This window comes from Auritidibacter ignavus (assembly GCF_003703835.1).
GTDB lineage: Bacteria > Actinomycetota > Actinomycetes > Actinomycetales > Micrococcaceae > Auritidibacter > Auritidibacter ignavus.
This window is the reverse complement of sequence record NZ_RDQR01000003.1, coordinates 131280-153523: the sequence shown is the minus strand read 5'-3', so window position 1 is coordinate 153523 and position 22244 is coordinate 131280. Positions and strand designations below refer to the sequence as shown.

General features: G+C 60.0%; 18 protein-coding genes and 1 riboswitch. Of the genes, 14 read left to right on the top strand and 4 right to left on the bottom strand.

Features of this window, described 5'->3' with window-relative positions; all coding sequences use genetic code 11:
• Positions 1 to 12: 12 nt before the first annotated feature.
• Genes DYI20_RS03260 through gatB form a run of 7 tightly spaced genes read left to right on the top strand, consistent with a single transcriptional unit; the run spans position 13 to position 7905 of the window.
• A complete protein-coding gene (locus tag DYI20_RS03260) occupies positions 13 to 780 on the top strand; it encodes a PP2C family protein-serine/threonine phosphatase (RefSeq protein WP_158524596.1) in 768 nt (255 codons plus the stop codon).
• The gene (ligA, locus tag DYI20_RS03255) at positions 777 to 3074 is read left to right on the top strand and encodes an NAD-dependent DNA ligase LigA (RefSeq protein WP_122548865.1); all 2298 of its coding nucleotides are present in this window, start codon (positions 777 to 779) and stop codon (positions 3072 to 3074) included. Before DYI20_RS03260 ends, ligA begins: the two co-directional genes overlap by 4 nt.
• Before the next feature lie 5 nt (positions 3075 to 3079).
• Positions 3080 to 3982, top strand: a complete 903-nt coding sequence (locus tag DYI20_RS03250) for an inositol monophosphatase family protein (protein WP_122548864.1) — start codon at positions 3080 to 3082, stop codon at positions 3980 to 3982.
• 12 nt (positions 3983 to 3994) lie between these two features.
• Positions 3995 to 4531: a GNAT family N-acetyltransferase gene (locus DYI20_RS03245; RefSeq protein ID WP_199445893.1), complete on the top strand. Its 537-nt coding sequence runs from the start codon at positions 3995 to 3997 to the stop codon at positions 4529 to 4531.
• 55 nt (positions 4532 to 4586) lie between these two features.
• Positions 4587 to 4883, top strand: coding sequence for an Asp-tRNA(Asn)/Glu-tRNA(Gln) amidotransferase subunit GatC (gene gatC, locus DYI20_RS03240; protein ID WP_110098778.1), 297 nt, complete (start codon positions 4587 to 4589; stop codon positions 4881 to 4883).
• Entirely contained in the window at positions 4883 to 6412 is a 1530-nt protein-coding gene (gene gatA / locus DYI20_RS03235; RefSeq protein ID WP_110110358.1) for an Asp-tRNA(Asn)/Glu-tRNA(Gln) amidotransferase subunit GatA, read from the top strand. Before gatC ends, gatA begins: the two co-directional genes overlap by 1 nt.
• On the top strand, positions 6409 to 7905 hold the full coding sequence (gatB, locus tag DYI20_RS03230; protein ID WP_110110357.1) for an Asp-tRNA(Asn)/Glu-tRNA(Gln) amidotransferase subunit GatB: 1497 nt from the start codon (positions 6409 to 6411) through the stop codon (positions 7903 to 7905). Before gatA ends, gatB begins: the two co-directional genes overlap by 4 nt.
• A 114-nt stretch (positions 7906 to 8019) precedes the next feature.
• Here gatB and DYI20_RS03225 read toward each other — a convergent pair whose 3' ends face one another.
• Positions 8020 to 9624: an ABC-ATPase domain-containing protein gene (locus tag DYI20_RS03225; protein WP_122548863.1), complete on the bottom strand. Its 1605-nt coding sequence runs from the start codon at positions 9622 to 9624 to the stop codon at positions 8020 to 8022.
• 148 nt (positions 9625 to 9772) lie between these two features.
• On the opposite strand from DYI20_RS03225, the gene DYI20_RS03220 reads away from it, so the two are divergent.
• The gene (locus DYI20_RS03220; protein WP_122548862.1) at positions 9773 to 10873 is read left to right on the top strand and encodes an NAD(P)/FAD-dependent oxidoreductase; all 1101 of its coding nucleotides are present in this window, start codon (positions 9773 to 9775) and stop codon (positions 10871 to 10873) included.
• A gap of 10 nt (positions 10874 to 10883) precedes the next feature.
• Here DYI20_RS03220 and DYI20_RS03215 read toward each other — a convergent pair whose 3' ends face one another.
• Positions 10884 to 11765, bottom strand: a complete 882-nt coding sequence (locus tag DYI20_RS03215; protein ID WP_110101098.1) for a phosphotransferase family protein — start codon at positions 11763 to 11765, stop codon at positions 10884 to 10886.
• A 44-nt stretch (positions 11766 to 11809) separates the two neighbouring features.
• Here DYI20_RS03215 and DYI20_RS03210 point away from each other — a divergent pair, with 44 nt between their 5' ends.
• Positions 11810 to 12622 carry a CPBP family intramembrane glutamic endopeptidase gene (locus DYI20_RS03210; RefSeq protein WP_244924648.1) on the top strand — a complete coding sequence of 271 codons (813 nt, stop codon included), beginning with the start codon at positions 11810 to 11812 and terminating at the stop codon, positions 12620 to 12622.
• An 84-nt stretch (positions 12623 to 12706) separates the two neighbouring features.
• Positions 12707 to 12961: a hypothetical protein gene (locus DYI20_RS03205; RefSeq protein WP_110098772.1), complete on the top strand. Its 255-nt coding sequence runs from the start codon at positions 12707 to 12709 to the stop codon at positions 12959 to 12961.
• Between the two features lie 51 nt (positions 12962 to 13012).
• On the opposite strand, the gene DYI20_RS03200 is transcribed toward DYI20_RS03205, so the two are convergent.
• Positions 13013 to 15415, bottom strand: a complete 2403-nt coding sequence (locus DYI20_RS03200; RefSeq protein ID WP_122548861.1) for an ATP-dependent RNA helicase — start codon at positions 15413 to 15415, stop codon at positions 13013 to 13015.
• A 108-nt stretch (positions 15416 to 15523) separates the two neighbouring features.
• A riboswitch (SAM riboswitch) is annotated at positions 15524 to 15639 on the top strand.
• A 79-nt stretch (positions 15640 to 15718) separates the two neighbouring features.
• Here DYI20_RS03200 and DYI20_RS03195 point away from each other — a divergent pair.
• From DYI20_RS03195 to DYI20_RS03180, 4 genes are all read left to right on the top strand, one after another.
• Positions 15719 to 17068, top strand: a complete 1350-nt coding sequence (locus tag DYI20_RS03195) for an O-acetylhomoserine aminocarboxypropyltransferase/cysteine synthase family protein (RefSeq protein ID WP_110098770.1) — start codon at positions 15719 to 15721, stop codon at positions 17066 to 17068.
• 63 nt (positions 17069 to 17131) lie between these two features.
• Positions 17132 to 18295, top strand: a complete 1164-nt coding sequence (gene metX, locus DYI20_RS03190) for a homoserine O-acetyltransferase MetX (RefSeq protein ID WP_233491981.1) — start codon at positions 17132 to 17134, stop codon at positions 18293 to 18295.
• Between the two features lie 46 nt (positions 18296 to 18341).
• Complete coding sequence (locus tag DYI20_RS03185) at positions 18342 to 19025, top strand: alpha/beta hydrolase (RefSeq protein WP_122548860.1); 684 nt, start codon at positions 18342 to 18344, stop codon at positions 19023 to 19025.
• A 136-nt stretch (positions 19026 to 19161) separates the two neighbouring features.
• The gene (locus DYI20_RS03180) at positions 19162 to 21708 is read left to right on the top strand and encodes a bifunctional metallophosphatase/5'-nucleotidase (RefSeq protein WP_122548859.1); all 2547 of its coding nucleotides are present in this window, start codon (positions 19162 to 19164) and stop codon (positions 21706 to 21708) included.
• 130 nt (positions 21709 to 21838) lie between these two features.
• Here DYI20_RS03180 and DYI20_RS03175 read toward each other — a convergent pair whose 3' ends face one another.
• Positions 21839 to 22099, bottom strand: coding sequence for an RNA-binding S4 domain-containing protein (locus tag DYI20_RS03175; protein ID WP_110098767.1), 261 nt, complete (start codon positions 22097 to 22099; stop codon positions 21839 to 21841).
• Between the last annotated feature and the right edge of the window lie 145 nt (positions 22100 to 22244).

The window sequence follows — 22244 nt, the reverse complement described above, 5'->3', positions numbered from 1 at the left end:
TATTCTGGTGGGGTGAGTTCATCCTACCGATTCCGTAGTGGCGTCGCCACCGATGTGGGGCACCGACGTGACACTAATGAAGACAGCCATGGCACCGCTGACGACCTGTTCATCGTCGCCGACGGTATGGGAGGACACGATGCCGGAGAAGTCGCCTCGGCGCTGACCGTCAAAGCCCTGCTCACCGGGCGCAAAGAACACGGCGACAAGCTCGTAGAACTCACGGATCTGCAACAGTGGCTCACCACCGGCAACAAAGAAGTCTTTGACTATTCCAATGGGCGAGCTGGCACCACTGTCACGTTGCTCTGCGCGGTCAAACACGAAGGCGTAGAGCGACTGGCGGTGATCAATGTCGGTGACTCTCGCACCTACCTGTACCGCAGCGCCGATGAACAACTTGTGCAATTGACCGAGGATCACTCCGTGGTCCAAGAAATGCTCCGCTCCGGCCACATCACGGCCGATGAAGCACGCCACCATCGGGCCAAAAATATGATCACTCGTGCCGTGGGTTCCCAGCTGCGACTAACCGCCGATGTCATGATGCTCGATGCCGCGGTGGGAGACCGGTTCTTGCTGTGTAGCGATGGGTTGAGTAACGCGGTGGATCACCACGAAATAGGTTTAGTGCTCACGTCGGCCCAAACACCGCAAGATGCCGCCGACACATTTATCGAACAGGCCCTCGACCTCGACGGCTCGGACAATATCACCGCCGTGGTGGTGGAAGTGCTCGATGCCCCACCCGAGACCGACCACCAGAAGGTTCAGCAATGACTTCCTCCGCAGAACATCACGAGCCAGACGTCATCCCCGATTCCGAGCTACGTGAACACTACGAGCAACTCATCTCTCAGGTGCGCCGGCATCGCACCGCGTATTACCAACACGATGAGCCTGAAATCTCCGACGCCGCCTACGACAAGCTGTACCGCGAGCTTGAAGACCTCGAAGCGATGCACCCGGAGATCGTGGCCAATGACTCACCCACCCAAGACGTCGGTGGCGACGTCTCGGCGGCCTTCACCCCGGTGGAACACCTGAACCAGATGTACTCGCTGGAAGATGTCTTCTCCCTGCAGGAGCTGACCACCTGGTTCACTCGCACCGAGACCTCCCTGCACAACATCCGCCCCGATATGCGTCCGGCTTGGTTAGCGGAGGTCAAGATCGATGGTTTGGCCATCGCGCTGGTGTATCGCCATGGCGTCTTAGAGCGGGCCGCAACTCGTGGGGATGGCACTGTCGGTGAAGATGTGACTCACAACGTGCGCACCATCAAAGACATTCCCCAACGACTCCGTGGAGACAACATCCCTGAGTTGGTTGAAGTCCGCGGAGAGATCTTTATGCCTTCCCAGGCCTTCCGAGAATTCAACCAGCAACGTGCTGAGTCCGGGTTGGCGCCCTTTGCCAACCCACGTAACGCCGCGGCCGGGTCACTGCGACAAAAGGACCCGGCCCTCACCGCCCAACGTCCCCTATCGATGTTTGTCCATGGCATTGGAGCTCGGGAAGGACTGGAACTCACCAGCCAATACGAGACCTACCAGCAACTGGGGGAGTGGGGGCTACCTATCAGCCCGTACACCACCTTTTTCTCTGCTGAATCCGCCGAAGCAGCGCACCAGGATGTGCTGGATTATATCGCTCAGTATGGCGACCAGCGCCACGAGCTGGTGCATGACATTGATGGCATCGTGGTCAAGATCGATGACTTCGACCTGCAACGCCAGTTAGGCTATACCTCTCGGACACCACGCTGGGCGGTGGCTTATAAATACCCACCGGAAGAAGTCCATACCCAGTTATTGGATATTCGCGTCAACGTTGGCCGTACCGGACGAGTCACCCCCTACGCAGTGATGGAACCGGTCGTGGTGGCCGGCTCCACCGTCTCCATGGCGACCCTGCACAACCAAGACGTGGTCACAGCGAAGAACGTCAAGATCGGGGACACCGTGGTGTTGCGCAAGGCCGGTGACGTGATCCCCGAGATTGTCGGGCCGGTGCTACCGATTCGTGAACAGATCCAGTCCGGCGAGCGCGATGGTGAGATTCGGGACTTTCAGATGCCATCCGAGTGTCCTTCGTGTGGTGAGCCGTTGGCCCCGGCGAAAGAAGGGGACGTGGATCTGCGGTGTCTCAATGCCGAGAAGTGTCCGGCGCAATTGACCGGACGCATTGAGCACGCCGGCTCCCGGGGGGCCTTCGACATTGAAGCCCTGGGGGAAGAAGCCGCTATTTGGCTAACCAATGGGCCCGGACCTGACCCGGCCCATAACCACGGGCACGTCCACCCCCAAGGCCCGGGCGTGCTGACCTCGGATGCTCAGCTGTTTGACTTGGCAGAAACTAACGGTGACCCGGACCTGAAAGCAGCGCTGGGCGAGGTGAAGGTCTGGCGCGAAAAACGCGTCAAGGACAAGGACGGGCACCTGGTCCCCAGTGGCACGTGGCAGTTACAGCCCTATTTTTACAATCAACGTGGCGAACCCACCGCGAACACCAAGAAGTTATTTGCCGAACTGGACAAAGCCAAAGAACAACCGCTCTGGCGAGTGCTGGTGGCGCTGTCGATCCGCTACGTCGGACCCACCGCCGCCCGGGCGCTGGCCGTGGCCTTCGGGTCACTGCCGGCTATCCGAAAAGCCGCCCAGTCCGGTGACCCTGAAGCCTTTGCTCACGTTGATGGAATTGGCCCGACTATTGCCGAGGCACTGGTCGAGTTCTTCTCCGAACCATGGCGGCTGAAGGTCATCGATGCGTGGGCTGCTTGCGGGGTGCGCACCGAAGACGAACGCAACCAAGCCATCACCAAAACCCTGGCGGGGCTCACGCTCGTGGTGACCGGCACGTTGGAAGAATTCAGCAGGGACTCAGCCAAAGAGGCCATTCTTGCTCGTGGCGGTAAAGCCACCGGGTCGGTGTCGAAGAAGACCGATTATCTCATCGCGGGCGCCAATGCCGGTTCTAAACTCGATAAAGCCGAATCACTGGGCATCACCGTCCTCGACGAAGCGGGATTCCAACGGCTGTTGGAACAAGGACCTGACGGCGTTGAAGGATAGGACCTATGGTCGATGAATGCTCCCATCCGGTCCAGGGCCTGCTCGCGGTCGCACGCGCGGCCGCTCGAGCTGGCGCCGAGACCTTGCAACGACGCCCTGGTCCACTGACACCGTTGCGCGCCGACCAGCTCGGTGCCGAAAACAAAACCTCGACCTCCGATTGGGTCACCGACTACGACCGTGGCGCTGAACACGCGGTGCGTTCGGTCATTATCGCCTATCGGCCCCACGATGAGATCACCGGAGAAGAATACGACCAACACGTCCCCGAGAGCCCGTCGGGCTACCGGTGGTCCATCGATCCACTGGACGGCACCACGAACTTCATCAGGGGCATCCCACACTATGCCACCAGTGTGGCGGTGGGCTACCACGCCGACGAGGGACGGGCTGTCCAATGGCTAGCCGGAGTCGTCCACGCTCCGGCGCTGGGGTGCACCTGGTACGCCGCGCGTGGGGCGGGTGCCTATCTGGTGCGCGAGGCCGATGTCCCTGCGGGTGAAGCAGGTCAGCACCCAGAACCGTTGCGACTTTCCGGCCCGGCATCTCAACAGCAGGGGCGCCTGCTGGGAACCGGGTTCAGCTACGATCAGCAACGTCGTCCCTACCAAATTGAGGCTGCCAACCGGCTGATGGAGCACGAAGGATTCGCCGATATCCGCCGTCTCGGGTCAGCTGCCATTGATCTGTGTCTGGTGGCTCAAGGTACGCTGGACGCCTACGCCGAGTACGGTTTGAGCGAGTATGACTGGGCCGCTGGCGCGTTGATTGGTGAAGAAGCTGGTCTTAGCGTGCGTCGGCCTCGCTGGTCTAATGGCGTTGAGACGGGAGATTGGTGTCTGCTCGGGGAACTGGGTCCGACCGGCAACAGTCTCGGGCTGGAACCAGGCCACCGCTGTCACTACTGAAAGGTGGAGCACGTGATTCAGATCAGAACCGCCACCGAAGACGATTTCGCCGCCATTTCCGACCAACGAGTGCGCTCCTACCTTGACGGTGGTCATCTCCGCCCCGAAGACAGTTATGTCGAGACCTTGGCCGACGTGGCTGCTCACGCCTCCGAACTCCTGAAGGTCGCTGTCGATTCAGCGCACCCGGACCAGGTGCTCGGTTCAGTGATCATGGTTCGCCCCGAGGACGATGCCTCGGAAACCGCTCGGCCGGATGAACGTGAATTTCGCATGCTCGTGGTCGCCCCGGAGGCACGCCGTCGAGGAGTCGGCGCCGCCCTGGTCACTGCTGTATTGGATTGGGCCGAACGTGAAGGCGCTCGCGCGGTGTCGCTGACGACGTTGCAATCTATGACGGAGGCGCACCGGCTCTACGAACGTCTGGGCTTTCGCCGGGCGCCGGAACGCGACTGGTCGCTGTCTGATATCGGCTTAGCTGAGCCGGTCGACGGTGAAGAGGTCTTTCTCGTCTACGTCCGCCCCTTGTCAGCTGAGACAACGGGCTAAACTAGATGCGGACTGAAATACGTGCAGATGAACAGTGCAGTGATAAAGGAGACTCATGTCCGGAATCTCTCGCGAGACGGTCGCGCATCTAGCGCAACTGGCTCGAATTGATCTAACCCCCGAGGAACTTGACCGGTTCTGTGGTGATCTCGATCTGATCCTGAAGTCCACCGCGATGGTGCAGGAAGCGGCCGGAGACGACGTTCCGCCCACCTCTCACCCGATGCCACTGACCAATGTCTTCCGTGAAGACGAGGTATCCGGTGTGCTCACCCAAGATCAAGCGCTTGGCGGTGCCCCTGACGCCGAAGACGGCCAGTTCAAGGTTCCTTCGATCCTGGAGGCTGAGTAATGACACAGACCACAGATCTGACACGTTTAACTGCCCTGCAGATGGCTGAAAAACTCCAGTCCGGAGAGATCACCTCTAAGGAGCTGACCCAGGCCCACCTCGACCGTATTCACGCCATCGATGGTGACGCCGAGTCCGGGGTTCACGCCTTTCTTCACGTCAACGACAAAGAAGCCCTCGAGGTGGCTGTCGAAGTTGACCAGTTGCGCGCGCAAGGTGCTGAGCTACACCCGTTGGCCGGTGTACCCATTGCCATTAAGGATCTGCTGGTCACCGTCGGACAGCCTACGACCGCAGCATCCACGATCCTCAAGGACTGGATGAGCCCTTACGACGCCACGGTGATCCGCAAGATCCGTGAGGCCAAACTGCCCATACTGGGCAAAACGAACTTGGACGAATTCGCAATGGGCTCCACGACCGAATTCTCCGCCTACGGGCCCACGCGCAACCCCTGGGACACCACCCGCGTCCCGGGCGGATCCGGCGGTGGCTCCGCCGTTGCGGTCGCAGCGTTCATGGCCCCTCTAGCGATCGGTACCGATACCGGCGGGTCCATCCGCCAACCAGGTTCCTTCACCGGGACAGTGGGTGCTAAGCCCACTTACGGTTCGGTCTCCCGCTATGGTGCGATCGCGATGGCCTCCTCGCTGGACACTGTCGGCCCGGTGGCCCGCACCGTGGCTGATGCAGCGGCTCTGCACGAGCTGATTGCCGGCCACGACCCGCACGACTCCACCTCGCTACAACGCGAGTGGGACGACCTCGCCCCGGCTGTGGTCGCTGGTGAGGACCTCACCGGGCTGAAAATCGGTGTCATCGAGGAACTTGACGGTGAAGGATTCGATGCTGGGGTGCTGGAATGTTTCCAGGCCAGCCTGAGGCTGCTCGAAGATGCCGGAGCCGAGATCGTGAGGGTCGCGTTGCCTCATCTGAAAGCCGCTCTGCCGGCCTACTACCTGATCATGCCCTCGGAGGCGTCCTCCAACCTGGCCCGCTACGACGGTGTCCGCTACGGTAACCGGGTGGTGCCTGAGCAGGCCACGATCGACCGGGTCATGTCCGCTACCCGTGCTGCTGGCTTCGGGGATGAGGTCAAACGTCGCATCATCCTGGGGACCTACGCACTTTCGGCCGGTTACTATGACGCCTACTACGGTTCGGCCCAGAAGGTGCGCACTCTGGTCCAGCGCGACTTTGCAGCAGCCTTTGAAAAGGTAGACGCTTTGATCTCACCGACCACCCCGACCACCGCGATTGCCCTGGGCGAGGAACTGGACGACCCGATCGCCATGTACCTTAACGACGTGGCGACCTTGCCGTCGAACCTGGCCGGGATTCCTGCGATTTCCGTGCCCGGTGGACTGGCCTCCAACATGCCTGTCGGCGTGCAAATCCAAGCCCCGGCCACCGAAGATGCGCTGATGTACCGCATCGGTGCCGCTCTGGAAACCGGTCTGAAAGCCTCGCATGATGGCGCCGATTTCTTCTCGTTACTTCCCAACGCTTATGAGAGTGATGCCCGATGAGCCAAGATCTCATGAACCTCGATGAGGCCTTTGAAAAATTCGATCCCGTGCTGGGCTTTGAAGTCCACGTCGAGCTGAACACCACGACCAAAATGTTCTCCGCGGCGCCCAATGCCTTCGGCGATGAACCCAACACGAATACCACCGAAGTCGATTTGGGAATGCCCGGCGCGCTACCGGCAGTAAATAAAACCGCGGTGGAATCAGCCATCAAACTGGGCCTGGCCCTGAACTGTCACATCGCCGAGAAGTGCGGTTTCGCCCGCAAACAGTACTTCTACCCGGATCTGGCGAAGGCTTTTCAGACCTCCCAGTACGATGACCCGATTGCGTCGAGCGGTTATGTGGATGTGGAACTTGATGACGGAGAAATATTCCGCGTTGAGATCGAACGCGCGCACATGGAAGAAGACGCTGGAAAGCTCACCCATAAGGGTGGGTCCGGACGCATTCAGGACGCCTCCTATTCCCTGGTGGACTACAACCGTGCCGGCGTGCCCCTGATCGAAATCGTCACCAAGCCCATCGAAGGCGCCGGCGACCGGGCACCGGAGTTGGCCCGAGCCTATGTGACTGCGATCCGCGATATCGTCAAAGCCCTCAATATCTCGGATGCGCGCATGGAACGCGGTAATGTGCGGTGCGACGCCAATATTTCGCTGAAGCCTCGAGGTGCAGAGAAATTCGGGACCCGCACCGAAACCAAGAACGTCAACTCCACGCGTGCGGTACAGAACGCGGTGAGCTACGAGATTCAGCGCCAGGCTGCGATCCTGGATCAGGGTGGGTCTGTCACGCAGGAGACCCGGCACTGGCAGGAAACCTCAAAGACCACCACCTCGGGTCGTCCGAAGTCCGATGCTGACGATTACCGGTACTTCCCCGAGCCTGATTTGGTGCCGATCGTGACCGACCAGGCCTGGATTGACAAATTGCGCGAAGAACTGCCCGAAGATCCCTTGGCCCGCCGGCGTCGTCTCAAAGGCGAATGGGGTTACTCGGACGAAGAGTTCCGCGATGTGGTCGCAGCCGGGCTGATCGATGAAATCGATGCCACCGTTTCGGCCGGGGCCTCGGCATCAGCTGCCCGTAAATGGTGGATGGGGGAAATCGCCCGACTGGCCAATGAAGCTGAGGTTGCACCGCATGAACTCGGTGTCACCCCCGAGCACGTGGTCGAGATTGAGGCGCTCATCTCTGAAAAAACCATCAACGACAAGATCGCCCGCCAGGTCATCGGCCACGTCGCCGACGGTGAGGGCTCTCCTGGAGAGATCATTGAAGCCCGTTCTTTGGCCGTGGTCTCCGACGAGGGCGCGCTGAACGACGCCGTGGCCCAGGCGATTGCCGACAACCCGGACGTGGTCGAGAAGATCAAGGGTGGCAAGAAGAAAGCCATCGGTGCCCTGATGGGACCGGTGATGAAGGCCACCCGCGGTCAGGCGGATGCTGCACGTGTCCAAGAACTGATCAATGAACAGCTCGGCCTCTGAACCCCGGTCTATGCCTGGATTCCCGAGTCGTTGACGGCACCGAAGCCGGCCCCGTCTTACGCATCACGGGGCCGGCGTGGTGCTGTCTAGGCCCGATTTTCGTGCTCTGGCGCCTTAGCTGACCTTGAGCGAGCGCAACCGGTTGACCGCTGCCATCACCTCGTGGCGACGGGGCATTGCCAGGTGACCTTTCCACCGTGGCGCTAGCTCACTCAAGCTACGTAGCGTTAGGTTTGTCTCGCCCCTGTTATGGTTGTCACCCTGTTGTTGCGTTACGATGATCTGTTCCAGAATGCCAGCAATGGCCCGGGTCTGTTCCACACTGATCAGCTGGCTGAGGGCGGAGAGATCAATATCTTCGTGCCCGATCTGAATGGTGTGCACTCCGCGTGCCCGAGGCGGTTTCCGGGGAGATTTGATCTGTTGCGGAACACGATCCTTCGGCAACCTCAGGGGTTGCGCAGCGGACTGGTGTCGTTGCTGGGCACCGAGCCGGTGAGCCTCGGCGGTGAGATCACTGACACGGTAGTTTTCTAAACCTAGGACACGATCGGCCACCGAAAAGAACGCTCCGGTGCCCCCGGCCACCAGCACCGTGGAAATGCCTTGGTCGGCCAGTTCTTTGATGCGTGCGGTAAATGGGGTAATCGGCTCGGTTTTGACTAGCTGACGCATCAACTCATCCCGGACCATGAAGTTCGTGGCAGAGGTATCCTCATCGATCAGCACAGCGCTTGCTCCTGCTTCCAGGGCCTCTACGACGTTAGTGGCCTGCGAGGTGGAGCCCGACGCGTTCGTGGTGGAAAAACGTGTCGTGTCAGTGCCCTGTGGTAGGTCAGAGATGAAGGAGGAAATATCGACGCCGGCCACTGAACGACCGTCTTCGGCCCGAATTGCCACCGCATCGGGATCCGTGATCACGAACTCACGTCCGTCGCCGGCTCGGTGGGGATACACGCCGTGCTCCAGCGCATTGAGTACCGTGGATTTACCGTGGTAGCCCCCACCGACGATCAGTGTGATCCCGTGGGCGATGCCCATACCGGTGAGAGTTCGGCCACTGGGGAGATCGAAGCTGACCGAGACGGAATCCGGGGACTCGAACGGTTCGGCATATTGCAACGGTGCCGAGGAATTACCGGCAGCGCGGGGGAGCACTGAGCCATTGGCGATAAAGGCGACCAGCCCGCGGCGGGGAAGCTCGTCGCGAATGGCCTGCTGGTCCTTCAATAGCGTGATGGTCTCGTCCAGTTCCTGGTGGTCAATCTCCTTCGTGGCATCCCGGAGTAGGTCAGGCAACACCTGGGTGATCAACCGGGCAGCCTGGTGACCTTTGATCCGGCGACCCGCAGCCGGCAAGGACACCAGCAGGTGGATTTCCATCACCCACCGACTCGACCCTGGGACGCGATGAAACTGGATGCACGAACGCTCCAACACCTCAGGCCCAAACGTCCCGATGCTGATCTCGCGCGGGGCACGCTGGCGGATCCGGCGTGCCAAGTAGTCTGTGGTGGCCACTGTGGTCAGGTGGTCGGCGAGGTTCTCTAGGTGGTCGGCTGTGGCAAATACTCGCACCGTCGACGGCGGCGCATACGGGTCAGCCTGAATATGGTCCAGGTGTACCGTGAGCTCTCCGAGCTGGTGCTTACCCTTCAGATTGCGATATTTGGCGTAAGACTGCCCGTCCAGAGCGTGTAACTGCTTCGCCAGCGACATGGCACCTCCATCGTCAGCATCGAGACGTCACGCAGGTTTGGCAGTCTAACAGTGCACCCTTAGTCCCGGCTCAACCTGTCCGCACCGGCATGCGGGCCACCACCGTGTGGTCTCCTGTCATCCAGCCGCGCACGTAGACTGAGTGACTATGAAGTATGTGATTATTGGTGGCGGGATAGCCGGAATTTCCCTGGCCGAAGAGCTCACACGGCGTGTGGCCAGCAACGATCAGGTCACGGTGCTTGAGGCCGAAGACCGGTTGGCGTATCACACCTCCTCGCGGGCCGCCCAGCAACTGACACTGTCTTATGGACCCCAGGCGGTGCGAGAGCTTACCGAGTTCACCGTCCAGGACCTCGACAAACGACAACAGGGACTCGACGAACCACTGATGTGGCAGTCCGATTTCTTGCTTTTCGGTACCCAAGACCATGTCGTGGAGGAAATGTATCCGGGAATGACGCCCTTGACTCACCAGGAGGTGCGCGAGCACGCCCCGGAGATCCGTCCCGAAAGCTTCGACGATGGCGGACTGGAACACCGCTCGGTGCGAGTCCGCGCTCTGCCATTCCTGCACTGGTTGGCCGATCAGGCCACTGAACGCGGGGCGAACACCGTGCTGAATGCTCGAATGATCCGGGCTGAACGTGTGGGTGGGCTCTGGCAGCTGACCACTGAGGACGGCCAGGAATTCGTCGCCGACGTGGTGATCAACGCTGCTGGAGCGTGGGCCGATATCGTCGCTGAGGCCTTTGGGGCCCGGCCCTTGGGTCTCATTCCTAAGCGTCGTACGGCACTAGAGGCGGCTCTGGCCACTCCGCTGACTCCCGACCACCCGCTGGTCTGCCGTGCCGGCCACGACTACTACTACCGCTACGACGAACTGGGCATCGTCGCTTCTCCCGGGGAGGATGAGCCCTGGCATGCTGAGGATGCCCAACCCCGCGATGCCGACGTACAACGTCTGATCGATCGCATCCAGACTGAGACGACCTTGGAGATCACTGAGGTCATTCGCTCTTGGTGCGGACTGCGCACTGAAGGCCCCGATGGGGAACCGGTGAATGGATTTGACCCCCAAGTCCCGGGATTGTTCTGGCTGGCCGGACAATCTGGGTACGGATTCCAAACCTCACTGGCTATGGCCACTCTGGCCACCGACCTGCTCATTGATCGCACCGCTGGCAACTGGGTGAGTGCTGATGCCGTCGCTCGGGTCAGCCCGGACCGCTTTTACCAGCAGGGTTGAGCCGACCGACTTACCGCAGTGCCTGCTGGGCCGCTTCGAGTCGCGGGACCGTCTTCCGCATGAGCCGACGGAAGGCAGAGGCTGGTGGCTGACGCCGGAGTGCGTTCTCGATAGATTCCAGTGCCATCGACGCTGACCATACGCGGGCATGCACCAGCTCGGAGGGTGAAGAACAGATCTGGGGGAGCATACCGGCGCCGTGCCACAGACTGAGAATCGCCGGATTCAGGGCCGGGTCCCACCGACTTGCCTGGTCCCAGTCCAGCACCCCGTTCAGTCGCCAGGGATCCTGGAGCCAGAGCATATTGTGTCCGGCGAGATCACCGTGCACGAGCCCGAAAGGGCCTTCTTGGGTCCATGTATGAGTCAGTTCCGCGACGTCTGCAATAAACTGCGCAAAATCCGGTAGCGGTGGGCCGGGCATCTTGGCTAGTCGCGTGACTTTCTGCGGGGTCAGCCCGCCACGCTGGGCAAAGGGCTGGTTCAACGCCAAACCGGTGGTGTCAACCTCCGATAACGTGTGAACAATGTCGCGTAACTGCTCTGGGTCCCCGCTGTGGTTCGGGTGGGCCGTGCCAGCAATATAGGGCTGGATAACTCCGCCGTCGACGATCGACAACGCTACCGGGACCTGCCACGGTAACTGGGGTGCGAGCTGGTCCAGCAACGTTGCCTGACGTTCAAGATTGGTGGCCGAATCCCGTGGAATCCGCACCACAAGGTGGCCCGGAACGATGACCAGACGATGATCTTTTCCTCGCTCGATCAGATGAGCTTGAGACCACGGTGCGGACTCAATCAGGGCGCGGTGTCTAGCGCTGATCCCCTCGCGCAAATGCGCGGCCAAATGCTGTGCCAGGGCCAGGTCGTCGTCGGTGGGCAAAGAAGCCATAGTCTCTAATTTAGTGCCCCTGACAGGTTTACACTGGGGTGGTGGTGCTGAGATTCTCGCGAACGGTGGTCTGGTGGCAGATCCTGATTGTCCTGGGGCTATCCCTGGGACGCTCCGGGGTCTACGCCCTGGTGGACTTAATGGAAAAGCTCACTCAAGCACCTTTAGACGAGCAAACCACCGCGCTCAACCCCTCGCTGGCACCAGATCCCGTGTTTGATCTGATTCGCCAACTCCTCAGCATTGGGTTCGGTCTGGTCCCGGTCGTGCTGGTGCTTCACCTGGTGTGGATCTACGGTCGCAACCCATTGCGAAGCTTCGGTTTGGATTTCCGCCGTCCGGTGAGTGACCTTGGGCTGGGACTGATCCTGTTTGTCACTATGGGTGCTGGCACTCTGCTGGTCTACGCGGTGGGACGATCTCTGGGGCTGACCACCGCGATTATCGGATCGAGCATGAATGACCACTGGTGGACTCCCATCGTGCTGACGCTGGCAGCCGTCCGGCACAGTCTGGTTGAAGAAGTCATTATCTTGGCCTGGTTGGTGGACCGGGTCAGCCTCCTGCGACGCACCCCCTTTCCCCCGGCTGACTTGGGTACAAATACCACCTGGCTGCCAACCACCACGACCGATGTGGTCGCGGTCTTGCTGGTCTCCTCGCTGATCCGGGCCAGCTACCACCTCTACCAGGGCATCGGTCCGGGGATCGGTAACGCGATCATGGGAGTGGTATTCGTGCTGGTATATCTGAAGTATCGAAGGGTGATGCCGATGGTCTGGGCTCATCTCTTCTTGGACGTGGCCGGCTTCGTGGGCTTCCCGGTACTCGAAAGCCTGGGCTGGTTTGGGCACTAACGTCGGGCTCGGCGTGCCACGTGGAAGGTAAGCGGTTGTGCATCGCGATCACACAGCGCGCAACGCATCGTGAAAGGAACATTCATGCAGAAAAATAAGCTTCTGATTTATGGCCCGTTGGGTGTGGGCGCTCTCGCGCTGTTTTCGCTCATGGCGCTACTGTTATACCTGTTTATTTTTGGCACCCTCTTGGGCCATAATGTTTCCTCGCTCGACGGTGACGGACCGCAATGGCCGTTTGCGACCGCATGGGTGCTGGGATGGATTAGTGTCATCTGCGTTCCGCTGGGGGCTCTCTGGGCCGTGATCATGCCACATATTGGCCGGGAGCAGGGCTAAAGAGAGAAGCCAGCTCAGCTGGGGGTCGTTCCATGGCCGGTTTGTCCGCTGTCAGCGGTGCAACCGTTTATTGGTCAGCCGGGTCGCGGTGGCGGTCGTGGGGTCTTCTGGCCACGGGTGTTTGGCGTAGCGTCCTCGGTTCTCGGCACGTACCTGGGGATAGACTTCAGACCAGAAAAACGGCAGGTCTTGGGTGATAGCTAACGGTCTTCCGGCAGGGGAGAGCAAATGAATGCTAACCGGGACATCGGCAATGGTTGGTGTCTCCACGGCTCCGAACATCTCTTGGAGCTTCACTGCCAGCACGGGTGGGTCCTGGGAATAATCCACCCGATAGCTTGAACCGGACGGGACCGTGAGCCGTTCCGGGACTCGTGTCTGTAATTCAGCGTCCTTGTCCCAGCCCACCAGCGTCTTCAGACCTGACAGGAGATCTTGGGCAAAAGGAGCCCATTGTTCGGGAGTGAAACTCCGGGGATCGGGCCAGTCTGGCAGATGGTGATGGGCGAAGCGTAGCCGGTCCCAGTACTGCCAGAATTGCTGACTTGGGTTGAGGGCCTCGAGCCCCTGGACGCGAATGGCCCGAGCGGTGGCCTGCAAGGTGTCGTCACTGGTGGCCGCCACCGGGGTCTGGTGGAGAATGATGGCACAGATCCGGGACACCTCGCGGACGGTGACTTTCTGCCCCGACCATTCGGCAACTCGCTCTTGGGTAACGGGTAACAACAGCTCGACGGTGTCTTGATCAACCGGCACTGCCGCGCGGATGATGGGCTTGCCACGCAACAGCCCAACCTCAGTGCACACTAACCAGTCGGTCTGTGGTAGCCGAGAATCTCGGGGTAGTTCGGCGGCGGTTCCGGAGACCAACAAGAATTCTCGGGAGTCGCGTTCTCGGCGACGGGCAATGCGATCTGGGTAAGCCAGAGCTGCTACGGTGGCGAGATCCTGTTCCCGGGGCTTCTCAGCCGGTGCTATACCGGAGGGGGGAGCACCGGTGAGGCCGAGAAATCGGTGCGCCTCGCGTGGAAGCTCACGTGCTCTCACATTGACACCAGGGGCTCTCTGATCGGAATCCAATAACGCTACCGCCGTGGCCGCGGTGGCAGGGTCGAGGAGTTCGGAACCGTCCAGTAAAGCGCGGGCGAGTCGTGGTTCTGTAGGAACTGAGGCTAAACGTCGACCCAGATCGGTCACCACCGGCCACGCACCGGAGTCTTTATCGGGTGGTTCGATAGCTTCCAAAGCACGCAAGACCTCCACTGCGGCGCGATATGCGCGTTGCGGTGGACAGGTCGGGAGACGGGTCGGACCCCAACATGCCAGGAACAACACGGCCGAGGTCAGGTCACTGGTGAGGATCTCCGGGGTGATATCACTGGGGCGGGCAGCGTATTCGCGTTCCGTCACACACCGTACGACCAGGCCTGGCCCGAGACGCGCCGCACGACCGGCCCGCTGCCGCATCGAGGCCTTGGACGCACCCACGGTGACCAGCCCGGTCATGGCCCGCATCGTGTCTAACCGTTGGGTTCGCTCCAGCCCTGAGTCCACCACGGCCCTGACCCCCGGAACGGTCAAGGACGACTCAGCGACATTCGTTGCCAGAATGATGCGCTGGTGGCTGGCTCGGGAGAGTACCTGGTCCTGTTCCTCCACGGTGCTTGACCCGGTCAACACGAGGGCTTCAGGAAGCTGGCGTTGTACCGCGCGGATCTCGGCGACACCGGGCAGAAAGACCAAAACGTCTCCCTCGGTGCGAGCACTGGTTTGGGCCGTCGTCTTCGCAACGTGGGCGAGAAAAGCTGGAGTGACGCCACGGTCGTCCAGCGCGGCGGGGGGCTTAGAGAATTCTTCGGTGAGGGCATAAATCTCGGTGTGGGCGGTGAATAATGCAGCATCAAAATAGTTCACCCACTGTTGCGACTGCGCAGTTGCTGACATCGCCACGAGTTCCAGGTCATCGCGTCGTGGTAAGAGATCGCGGATAAATGCGGCGGTGAGGTCGGTTTCTACAGAGCGTTCATGGATTTCGTCGATCACCACCGCCGAAACATCATCCAGGTCCGGATCACGCAACAGACGACGGAGCAACACTCCCACCGTGACGAACTCGATCTGAGTCTGTGCTGAGACCTTCGCATCGCCCCGAACGGTATAACCAATGTGGTCCCCCACGATGGTGCGAGTGAGCTGTGCCAGTCGCCGTGCTGCTGCCCGGGCCGCAACCCGGCGCGGCTGGGTCACCACGACCTTGAGACCGGGCTCGCGGTGCTCGGCCCTGGCCGCCAACAACGGGGGAATGATCGTGGTTTTACCCGTACCCGGAGGTGATTCCACCACCGCGCGTAGCCGGTGCGGTAGCCCGAGAAGTTCTTCGACTAATGACGCGGCCGGTAACCCGTGGCCGATCTGTGGGAGGGCGTCGTGGAAGGACAATGAAGAACTGGTCATCCCTTGTAGTCTATGGACTCGTCGTTGGTAGGCAGAACCAGTGCAGTCTCCGATGTGATCAGACCTGGGATGAAATGACCGCCCAGATCTGGCAGAATACTTTGTATTGGTCACGAGTGTCAGTGAAACAGCCCCGGCTTACTGACCGGCAACCCTCCACCGCGGTGGGGTGCCCCGGGTGAGGACCAGGCGCGAACCACAATGGTTCGCAGCAAGCGCGGGTCCACCGTGCTCTGAACGCTGTCTGCCGGCACGGTGTCAGAACACGAGTTGCGACCCCTGAGACAACAGGAGTCAAACCCCATGGGTCAATCACAGCAACCAGACAGCACCAACCCCAACACCTGGGGGCTAGCCACCAAACAGATTCACGCTGGGATCCCGGAGGTAGCCGACTACGGTTCCACCCAGCTTCCCATTCATGCCACAGCGTCCTATAACTTCCCGACTTTGCAGGACGCAGCCGATCGTTTCGCACTCTCCAGCCTGGGCCAGATCTACACCCGCATTACGAATCCCACCACCGACGCGGTCGAACAGAAGATCGCCGCACTGGAAGGTGGCGTGGGGGCGGTGATGACCTCCTCCGGACAGTCCGCGACCACCCTGGCCGTTCTCAACCTTGCCGGTGCGGGAGATTCGGTGGTGGTGTCCGCATCACTGTATGGTGGCACCCAAAACCTGTTCAAACACACCCTGCCGCGACTCGGGATTGAAACGATCTTTGTCGACGATCCCGATGACCTTGACGCCTGGAAACAGGCCATCAAACCCAACACCAAGGTGCTCTTTGGTGAAGTGCTGGGTAACCCGAAAGCCGATGTGCTCGATGTGGCAGCGGTGGCAGATATTGCCCATCAGGCGGGGCTCCCCTTGATCGTGGATTCGACATTGACTCCACCGCCGGTGTTCCGCCCGTTCGAACACGGTGTGGATATTGTCGTGCACTCGGCGACCAAATACCTGGGCGGTCATGCCGCGGCGCTCGGCGGGTTCGTCGTTGATTCGGGCCATTTCGACTGGACAGCCGACCCGGAAAAATTCCCCTGGTTCAATACCCCCGACGAGTCGTATCACGGCGTGGTGTTCGGCACCGATTTTGGACCCGATGGACCGCTGGGCGCGAATCTCTCCTATATTTTGCGACTTCGCACCCAGCTGTTGCGCGATCTGGGCAGCGCAGCCAGCCCATTCAATGCCTGGATCGTCAACCTCGGCCTCGAGACCCTCTCCTTACGTGTCTCCCGCCATGTGGAATCAGCGCTGACGGTGGCGCACTGGCTGGAAGACCATCCCTTAGTTCAGCACGTGGCCTACGCCGGTCTGGAATCAAGTCCCTGGTATCACCGTGCCCAACGGCTCTTGCCCGAGGGAACCTCTGGCATCGTCTCCTTCAACATCGCCGGCGGTGCACAAGCCGGTCGGATTTTCGCTGAAGCCTTGACGCTTCACAAGCGAGTCGCCAACCTTGGCGACACTCGCTCACTGGTGATTCACCCGGCTTCGACCACTCACGCCCAGCTCAGTGAAGCAGAACAGCGGGCCGCCGGCGTCGAGCCGTCGTTAGTCAGGCTATCGGTCGGTCTGGAGAACCCCGAGGATATCCTGGCTGATCTGCAACAAGGTTTTGCAGCAGTCGAACAGCGTCGCTAGCGCCACAACCGCGTAGCTACTCGCAGATACTGCCGGGCACAGTATCGACAACCGGAACTGAGGATGATGAACGTGTCAGTGGATGCAGAACCGATCGTTGCAGGTCGTGCGATCTCACCGGGGCTTCGGACCATCTCAGTGGGTGAACTGACCTTTGAAACCGGAGGCTGGCTACCCGAGGTGCAGCTGGCCTATGAAACCTGGGGCACACTCAATCAGGATGGCTCCAACGCCATCCTGATATTGCACGCCCTGACCGGTGATAGCCACGTGGTTTCCTCAGAAGCGCTTCCGCATCCGGGCTGGTGGGAGTCTCTTGTCGGGCCGGGCCGCCCCATCGATACCCGAAAATGGTTCGTGGTGGCACCCAATATGGTGGGTGGCTGTTACGGCTCGACGGGCCCGTCTTCCCCGGACCCTGACGGGCGACCGTGGGGCTCACGGTTTCCCTTTACCACGATCCGAGATTCGGTTCATGCTGAAGCACGCCTGGCCGACGCGCTGGGCATTGAGACTTGGCACGCCGTGCTGGGCGGTTCTATGGGCGGAGCTCGCGCACTGGAATGGGCAGCCACCTACCCGGAACGAGTCCGGGGTGCGGGTATTTTAGCCTGTGGGGGAGCAGCCAGCGCCGAGCAGATTGCCTTCGCCCAGTCGCAAGTGGCCGCGATCAAACTTGATCCACACTACCGCCGTGGTGACTACTACGGTCAACAGCCGCCCGAGGAAGGGCTGGGTATCGCACGGCGCATTGCTCACATCACCTACCGTTCGGAGGCCGAGCTCCAGTACCGCTTCGCTCGGAAACCTCAAGGGCAGGAAGACCCCTTCGGACAGATCACTCAGCGTACCGGCCGGTACCAGATCGAATCCTATTTGGATTACAAAGCCAAAGACCTGGCCTCCCGGTTCGATGCCAACTCCTACGTGGTTCTCACCGAAGCGCTGATGTCGCACGACGTTGGACGCAACCGTGGCGGGCAACAAGCCGCGGTAGCACGGATTGTGGCAACACCGTTCATCGCTGCGGTCTCCTCGGACCGGTTGTACTTCCCCTCTCAGTCCCAGCAACTAGCCGACGACTTCAACCGCGGCCGTGGTGCCCAGGATCCTAATCATCCGCAGCATGTCCTCAGTCACCAAATCGATTCGCCCATCGGACATGATGGCTTCCTGACCGCTCCCGAAAAAATCGCGGATGAACTCATCCGGGTCCTGGAGCTGTAAAGCGAAGCTTCTGCACTGGTAGACTGGTTCGCTAAGATCATCGACTATGAGCTACAACACTGAGTCGAACCAGCTGGTAGTACGTTTCAGCCACCAGGACCTTTCCTCCCGGAGCGATAGTGATCTGCTCGTGGTGCTTCACGGTTACGGCGCCGATGAAACCGATCTCCTTCCGCTCACGGCCGAGTTGCCCGACACTTTTACCGTAGCCGCGGTGCGTGCCCCCATCTGGCTGACCAACGGGATGAATGGATACGCCTGGTTCCCGATCACCGAAGACTTGAGCTCACCTCCGGAAAGCGTTCGCAACAGCCTTGAGCAGTTGGACTCCTGGATCCAGAGCGTCGCTGATGGTTTCCGCACCGTCTCCATTTTGGGGTTCTCCCAGGGTATGGCCATGGCCACCTCCATGTTACGGATGCGCCCCGACCAATATGCTGCGGTGGTTGGTCTGTCGGGCTTTGTTCTTGACGCGAGTAACGAGCCACTCCTGGCAGAGCTGTTGAGTCACGACGAAGAACTGGCAACCAAACAGGTGCCGGTCTTCTGGGGTCGCGACCTACAAGACCCCATTATCCCGCCTGAAATGGCCGAAGATGCCGGCATGTGGCTTGACCAGCATGTCGACCTCACACAGGACACGTACCAAGGTGTGGGCCATGGGGTACACCCGCAGGAAATCTCCGATCTCACCGCATTCCTCGTTCGCCACGTCGCGAACCGGCGTTAACCGTAGGTGAATTTCGGGGTGCATCAGGAGACATGGGTTGTTACCAATCTGTAATCTGTGGCCCCTACAGTGATCGTGTTCTTACTGAGGCTGACCAAGCCTTGTTCCAAGATCACTATCACCGAGGAGAACACGCATGTCGTCGAATCGTCGCCCGCTTGCTATCGGGCTGATCACTCTTGTGGGGTTGCTTGCTCCGACCCCGGCTTTGGCAGCGACTTCCGAGTCCCCTGCCCCTGAAGAAAATCTCGCACCTTCGGCACCGGCTACTCAGCCGTCGGAAGCTCCTGCGGAGACTCAGCCCGCTGACAACGGACCTGAGACTGAAGATACCGAGACGGAAGGTTCTGAGACCGCGGGCTCCGAATCCCCTAATCCGGATGAGGAAACCGCCGAGAACCCAGACGGAGAAACCACCGTCAGCTTGCTGAACATCAATGACTTTCATGGTCGCATGAGTGAAGATATCGCCATGCCGTTTGCCAAGCTGATCACTGATCAGCAGGCTGTGAACCCTGGTAACACTTTGTTCTTGTCGTCTGGTGACGATATTGGTGCTTCGCTGTATGTTTCCTCTGTGCAGGATGACAACCCGACTCTGGATTACCTGAATGCTCTAGGTCTGGATGCTAGTGCGTTGGGTAACCACGAGTTTGATAAGGGCGTTAGCGACTTAGTAGACCGTGTCTTCCCGCGCTCGGATTTCGATCATCTGGCGGCTAATGTGATCGTGAAGGAAACCGGCGAGCCGCTGACCGATCCTTATAAGATCTACGAAACCGAGTCCGGTCACTCCGTGGCCGTCGTGGGCGGTGTGACCCAGGAGACTGTTACCCTGGTGAACCCGGCCGGCATTGAGTCCGTCGAGTTCAAAGACCCGGTGGAATCGGTCAACACCTACATTGAGCAGCTGTCCGATGGGGATGCGTCGAACGGCGAGGCAGACATCATCGTGGCTTCGTACCACGAGGGTGTCAACACCGACAATATTGACAACGACCGCATCGTCAACAACACCCACCCTGAAGCTGACGTGATCTTTACCGGTCACACTCACGAGTTGTACAACGTGGATGCTCCAGTTCCAGGCGAGGAGGGCAAGACCCGCCCGGTTATGCAGACCGGTGAATACGGCAGCAACCTGGCTCGTGTTGACTTCAGCCTCGATGCTGAGGGCGAGATCATTGACGTCGAGCACAAGAACTTGCCTGCCGGCGATGCTCCGAGTGAGGACGAGATCGCTGCCAGCCCGGTGCTGACCGAGGTTAAGCAGATTGTTGATGACGCCGCTGCTGTGGCTGAAGAAGAAGGCTCTGTGGTGATCGGTGAGCTCGAAGACTACATCACCACCGGTTACAATCCTGAGGCCACCGATAAGGGTGGATTCGACCAGCGTGATCGCGAATCCACCATGGGTCACCTGGTGGCCGATGCGTGGTTGTGGGCCGGCAATAACAACCCGGCTGGTCTGAGTGCTGACATCGGTGTGCTGGCCGCCGGCTCCCTCCGTGACGAATTCCCCAGTGGCCTGCGTCTGAACAAAGACCTGCAACCTGGTGAAGTCACCGTTGCTGATGCTGTATCCGTGAACCCGTTTGCTAACGACATCTACGTCGTAGAGATCACCGGCGAGCAGCTCCGTGAAGCGCTGGAACAGCAGTGGCAGACCACCGCTGATGGTGAGATTCCTTCTCGCCCCTACCTGCAACTGGCTCTGAGCTCTAACGTTCGTTACACCTTTACCGGTGAAGTGTCGACCAACGCTAACAACCGTGCTGGTCACGAGACTCTGGGTAACAACATCGACCAGATCTGGGTTAACGACAAGCTGGTCACTGGTGACGAGACCTTCAAGGTGGCTCTGCCGTCCTTCTTGGCCGCTGGTGGTGACAACTTCCGTGCTTTTGGTAACAGCCTGAACCAGCAGCAGACCGCGCTGATTGACTCCGACATCTTCGTCAACTACCTGCGTGACGAGCTGGATGGCAAGATTGCTCCGCGTTTCGATCAGCAGGCCATCAATATCTCTGATGTGTCTGATAGCTACGACATCAACGGCGAGCTGACTTTCGGCCTGCAGTCCCTGGGTGTTCCGTCCTACAACGCTCCGATTCCGGAGAACTTCGCGGCCAGCATCGTGACCGAAGATGGCACCGAGGTTGAACTGGGCACCGTCGAGGTGCAAGACAAAGCAGGTAACGTCAAGTTCGACCTGTCGCAGTTCGATTTGGCTGCCGGTAACGTTCAGGTCAAGCTGGTGGATGAGACCACCGGTACCATCATTACCCGCGCCATTGAGTTGACTGGTGAGCGGGACGACGAGGGCGGACAGCCTGGTGATGGTGAGACGACCGAGCCTGGTGACGAGGAGACCAGCGAGCAGCCTGGTCAGCCTGGTGATGACGAGACCAGCGAGCAGCCTGGTCAGCCTGGTGATGACGAGACCAGCGAGCAGCCTGGTCAGCAACCTGGTGATGAAGATGAGTCGGGCAAGCCTAGCGAAGGTGGCGAGGCTAGCGAAGATGGCGAGGCTGGCGACAAGGGCCAGGGCGGTGCCGAAGGTTCTGAACAGGGCTCCTTGGCTTCCACTGGTGCCACCATTGGTGGTCTGGCACTGCTGGGTGTAGCGGCTCTGGGTGTTGGCGCGCTGTTGGTTCGCCGCCGCGCTAACGCTCACGAGTAAGGGCCCTATCCCCTGAGGGGATAGTTCACACTGACGATCAGGGTGGTGACGGAATCATTTCGTCACCACCCTGAATCGTTGTGGAGGCTGAGTCTTAACCGGGTTAAAGAACGAAAAACATAGGAACAGACTAGACCCCGGGTGATTCTCGTTCGATAGTGACAGCAATGCCTGCGCTCGGGATAGCAATTACGTCCCCGGGGTGCAATTGTCGACCACGGCGAGTTTCGACCTCACCGTTGACCACAATAAGGCCATCCTGGATAATCTCACGGGCCTCCACTCCGTCTTCGACGAGGTTTCCCAATTTGAGGGCCTGGCCTAAACGGATCATGTCATCGTTGATCAATAGTGCTGTGACGTCAGGTGGCTCAGAAGCAGAAATACCCATGATGCCATTCTCACACCCGCCAACGATGTTGTCAGTGCCTGATCTGGGTGTCGCATCCGTGCCCGTGACTCAAACTGCCCGTAGACTAGTCACCGTTAGGCTCGCTTACGCACCATCGAACAGAGTGAGCCTCCACGATATCAAG

Excerpts from the sequence above, each read along its gene's own strand:
- gatC (WP_110098778.1), top strand. The coding sequence starts at position 4,587 with ATGTCCGGAATCTCTCGCGAGACGGTCGCGCATCTAGCGCAACTGGCT.
- metX (WP_233491981.1), top strand. The coding sequence starts at position 17,132 with ATGATGAACGTGTCAGTGGATGCAGAACCGATCGTTGCAGGTCGTGCG.
- gatA (WP_110110358.1), top strand. The coding sequence starts at position 4,883 with ATGACACAGACCACAGATCTGACACGTTTAACTGCCCTGCAGATGGCT.
- DYI20_RS03220 (WP_122548862.1), top strand. The coding sequence starts at position 9,773 with ATGAAGTATGTGATTATTGGTGGCGGGATAGCCGGAATTTCCCTGGCC.
- ligA (WP_122548865.1), top strand. The coding sequence starts at position 777 with ATGACTTCCTCCGCAGAACATCACGAGCCAGACGTCATCCCCGATTCC.
- DYI20_RS03195 (WP_110098770.1), top strand. The coding sequence starts at position 15,719 with ATGGGTCAATCACAGCAACCAGACAGCACCAACCCCAACACCTGGGGG.
- DYI20_RS03180 (WP_122548859.1), top strand. The coding sequence starts at position 19,162 with ATGTCGTCGAATCGTCGCCCGCTTGCTATCGGGCTGATCACTCTTGTG.
- DYI20_RS03250 (WP_122548864.1), top strand. The coding sequence starts at position 3,080 with ATGGTCGATGAATGCTCCCATCCGGTCCAGGGCCTGCTCGCGGTCGCA.
- DYI20_RS03225 (WP_122548863.1), bottom strand. The coding sequence starts at position 9,624 with ATGTCGCTGGCGAAGCAGTTACACGCTCTGGACGGGCAGTCTTACGCC.
- DYI20_RS03185 (WP_122548860.1), top strand. The coding sequence starts at position 18,342 with ATGAGCTACAACACTGAGTCGAACCAGCTGGTAGTACGTTTCAGCCAC.
- DYI20_RS03215 (WP_110101098.1), bottom strand. The coding sequence starts at position 11,765 with ATGGCTTCTTTGCCCACCGACGACGACCTGGCCCTGGCACAGCATTTG.
- DYI20_RS03200 (WP_122548861.1), bottom strand. The coding sequence starts at position 15,415 with ATGACCAGTTCTTCATTGTCCTTCCACGACGCCCTCCCACAGATCGGC.
- gatB (WP_110110357.1), top strand. The coding sequence starts at position 6,409 with ATGAGCCAAGATCTCATGAACCTCGATGAGGCCTTTGAAAAATTCGAT.
- DYI20_RS03175 (WP_110098767.1), bottom strand. The coding sequence starts at position 22,099 with ATGGGTATTTCTGCTTCTGAGCCACCTGACGTCACAGCACTATTGATC.
- DYI20_RS03205 (WP_110098772.1), top strand. The coding sequence starts at position 12,707 with ATGCAGAAAAATAAGCTTCTGATTTATGGCCCGTTGGGTGTGGGCGCT.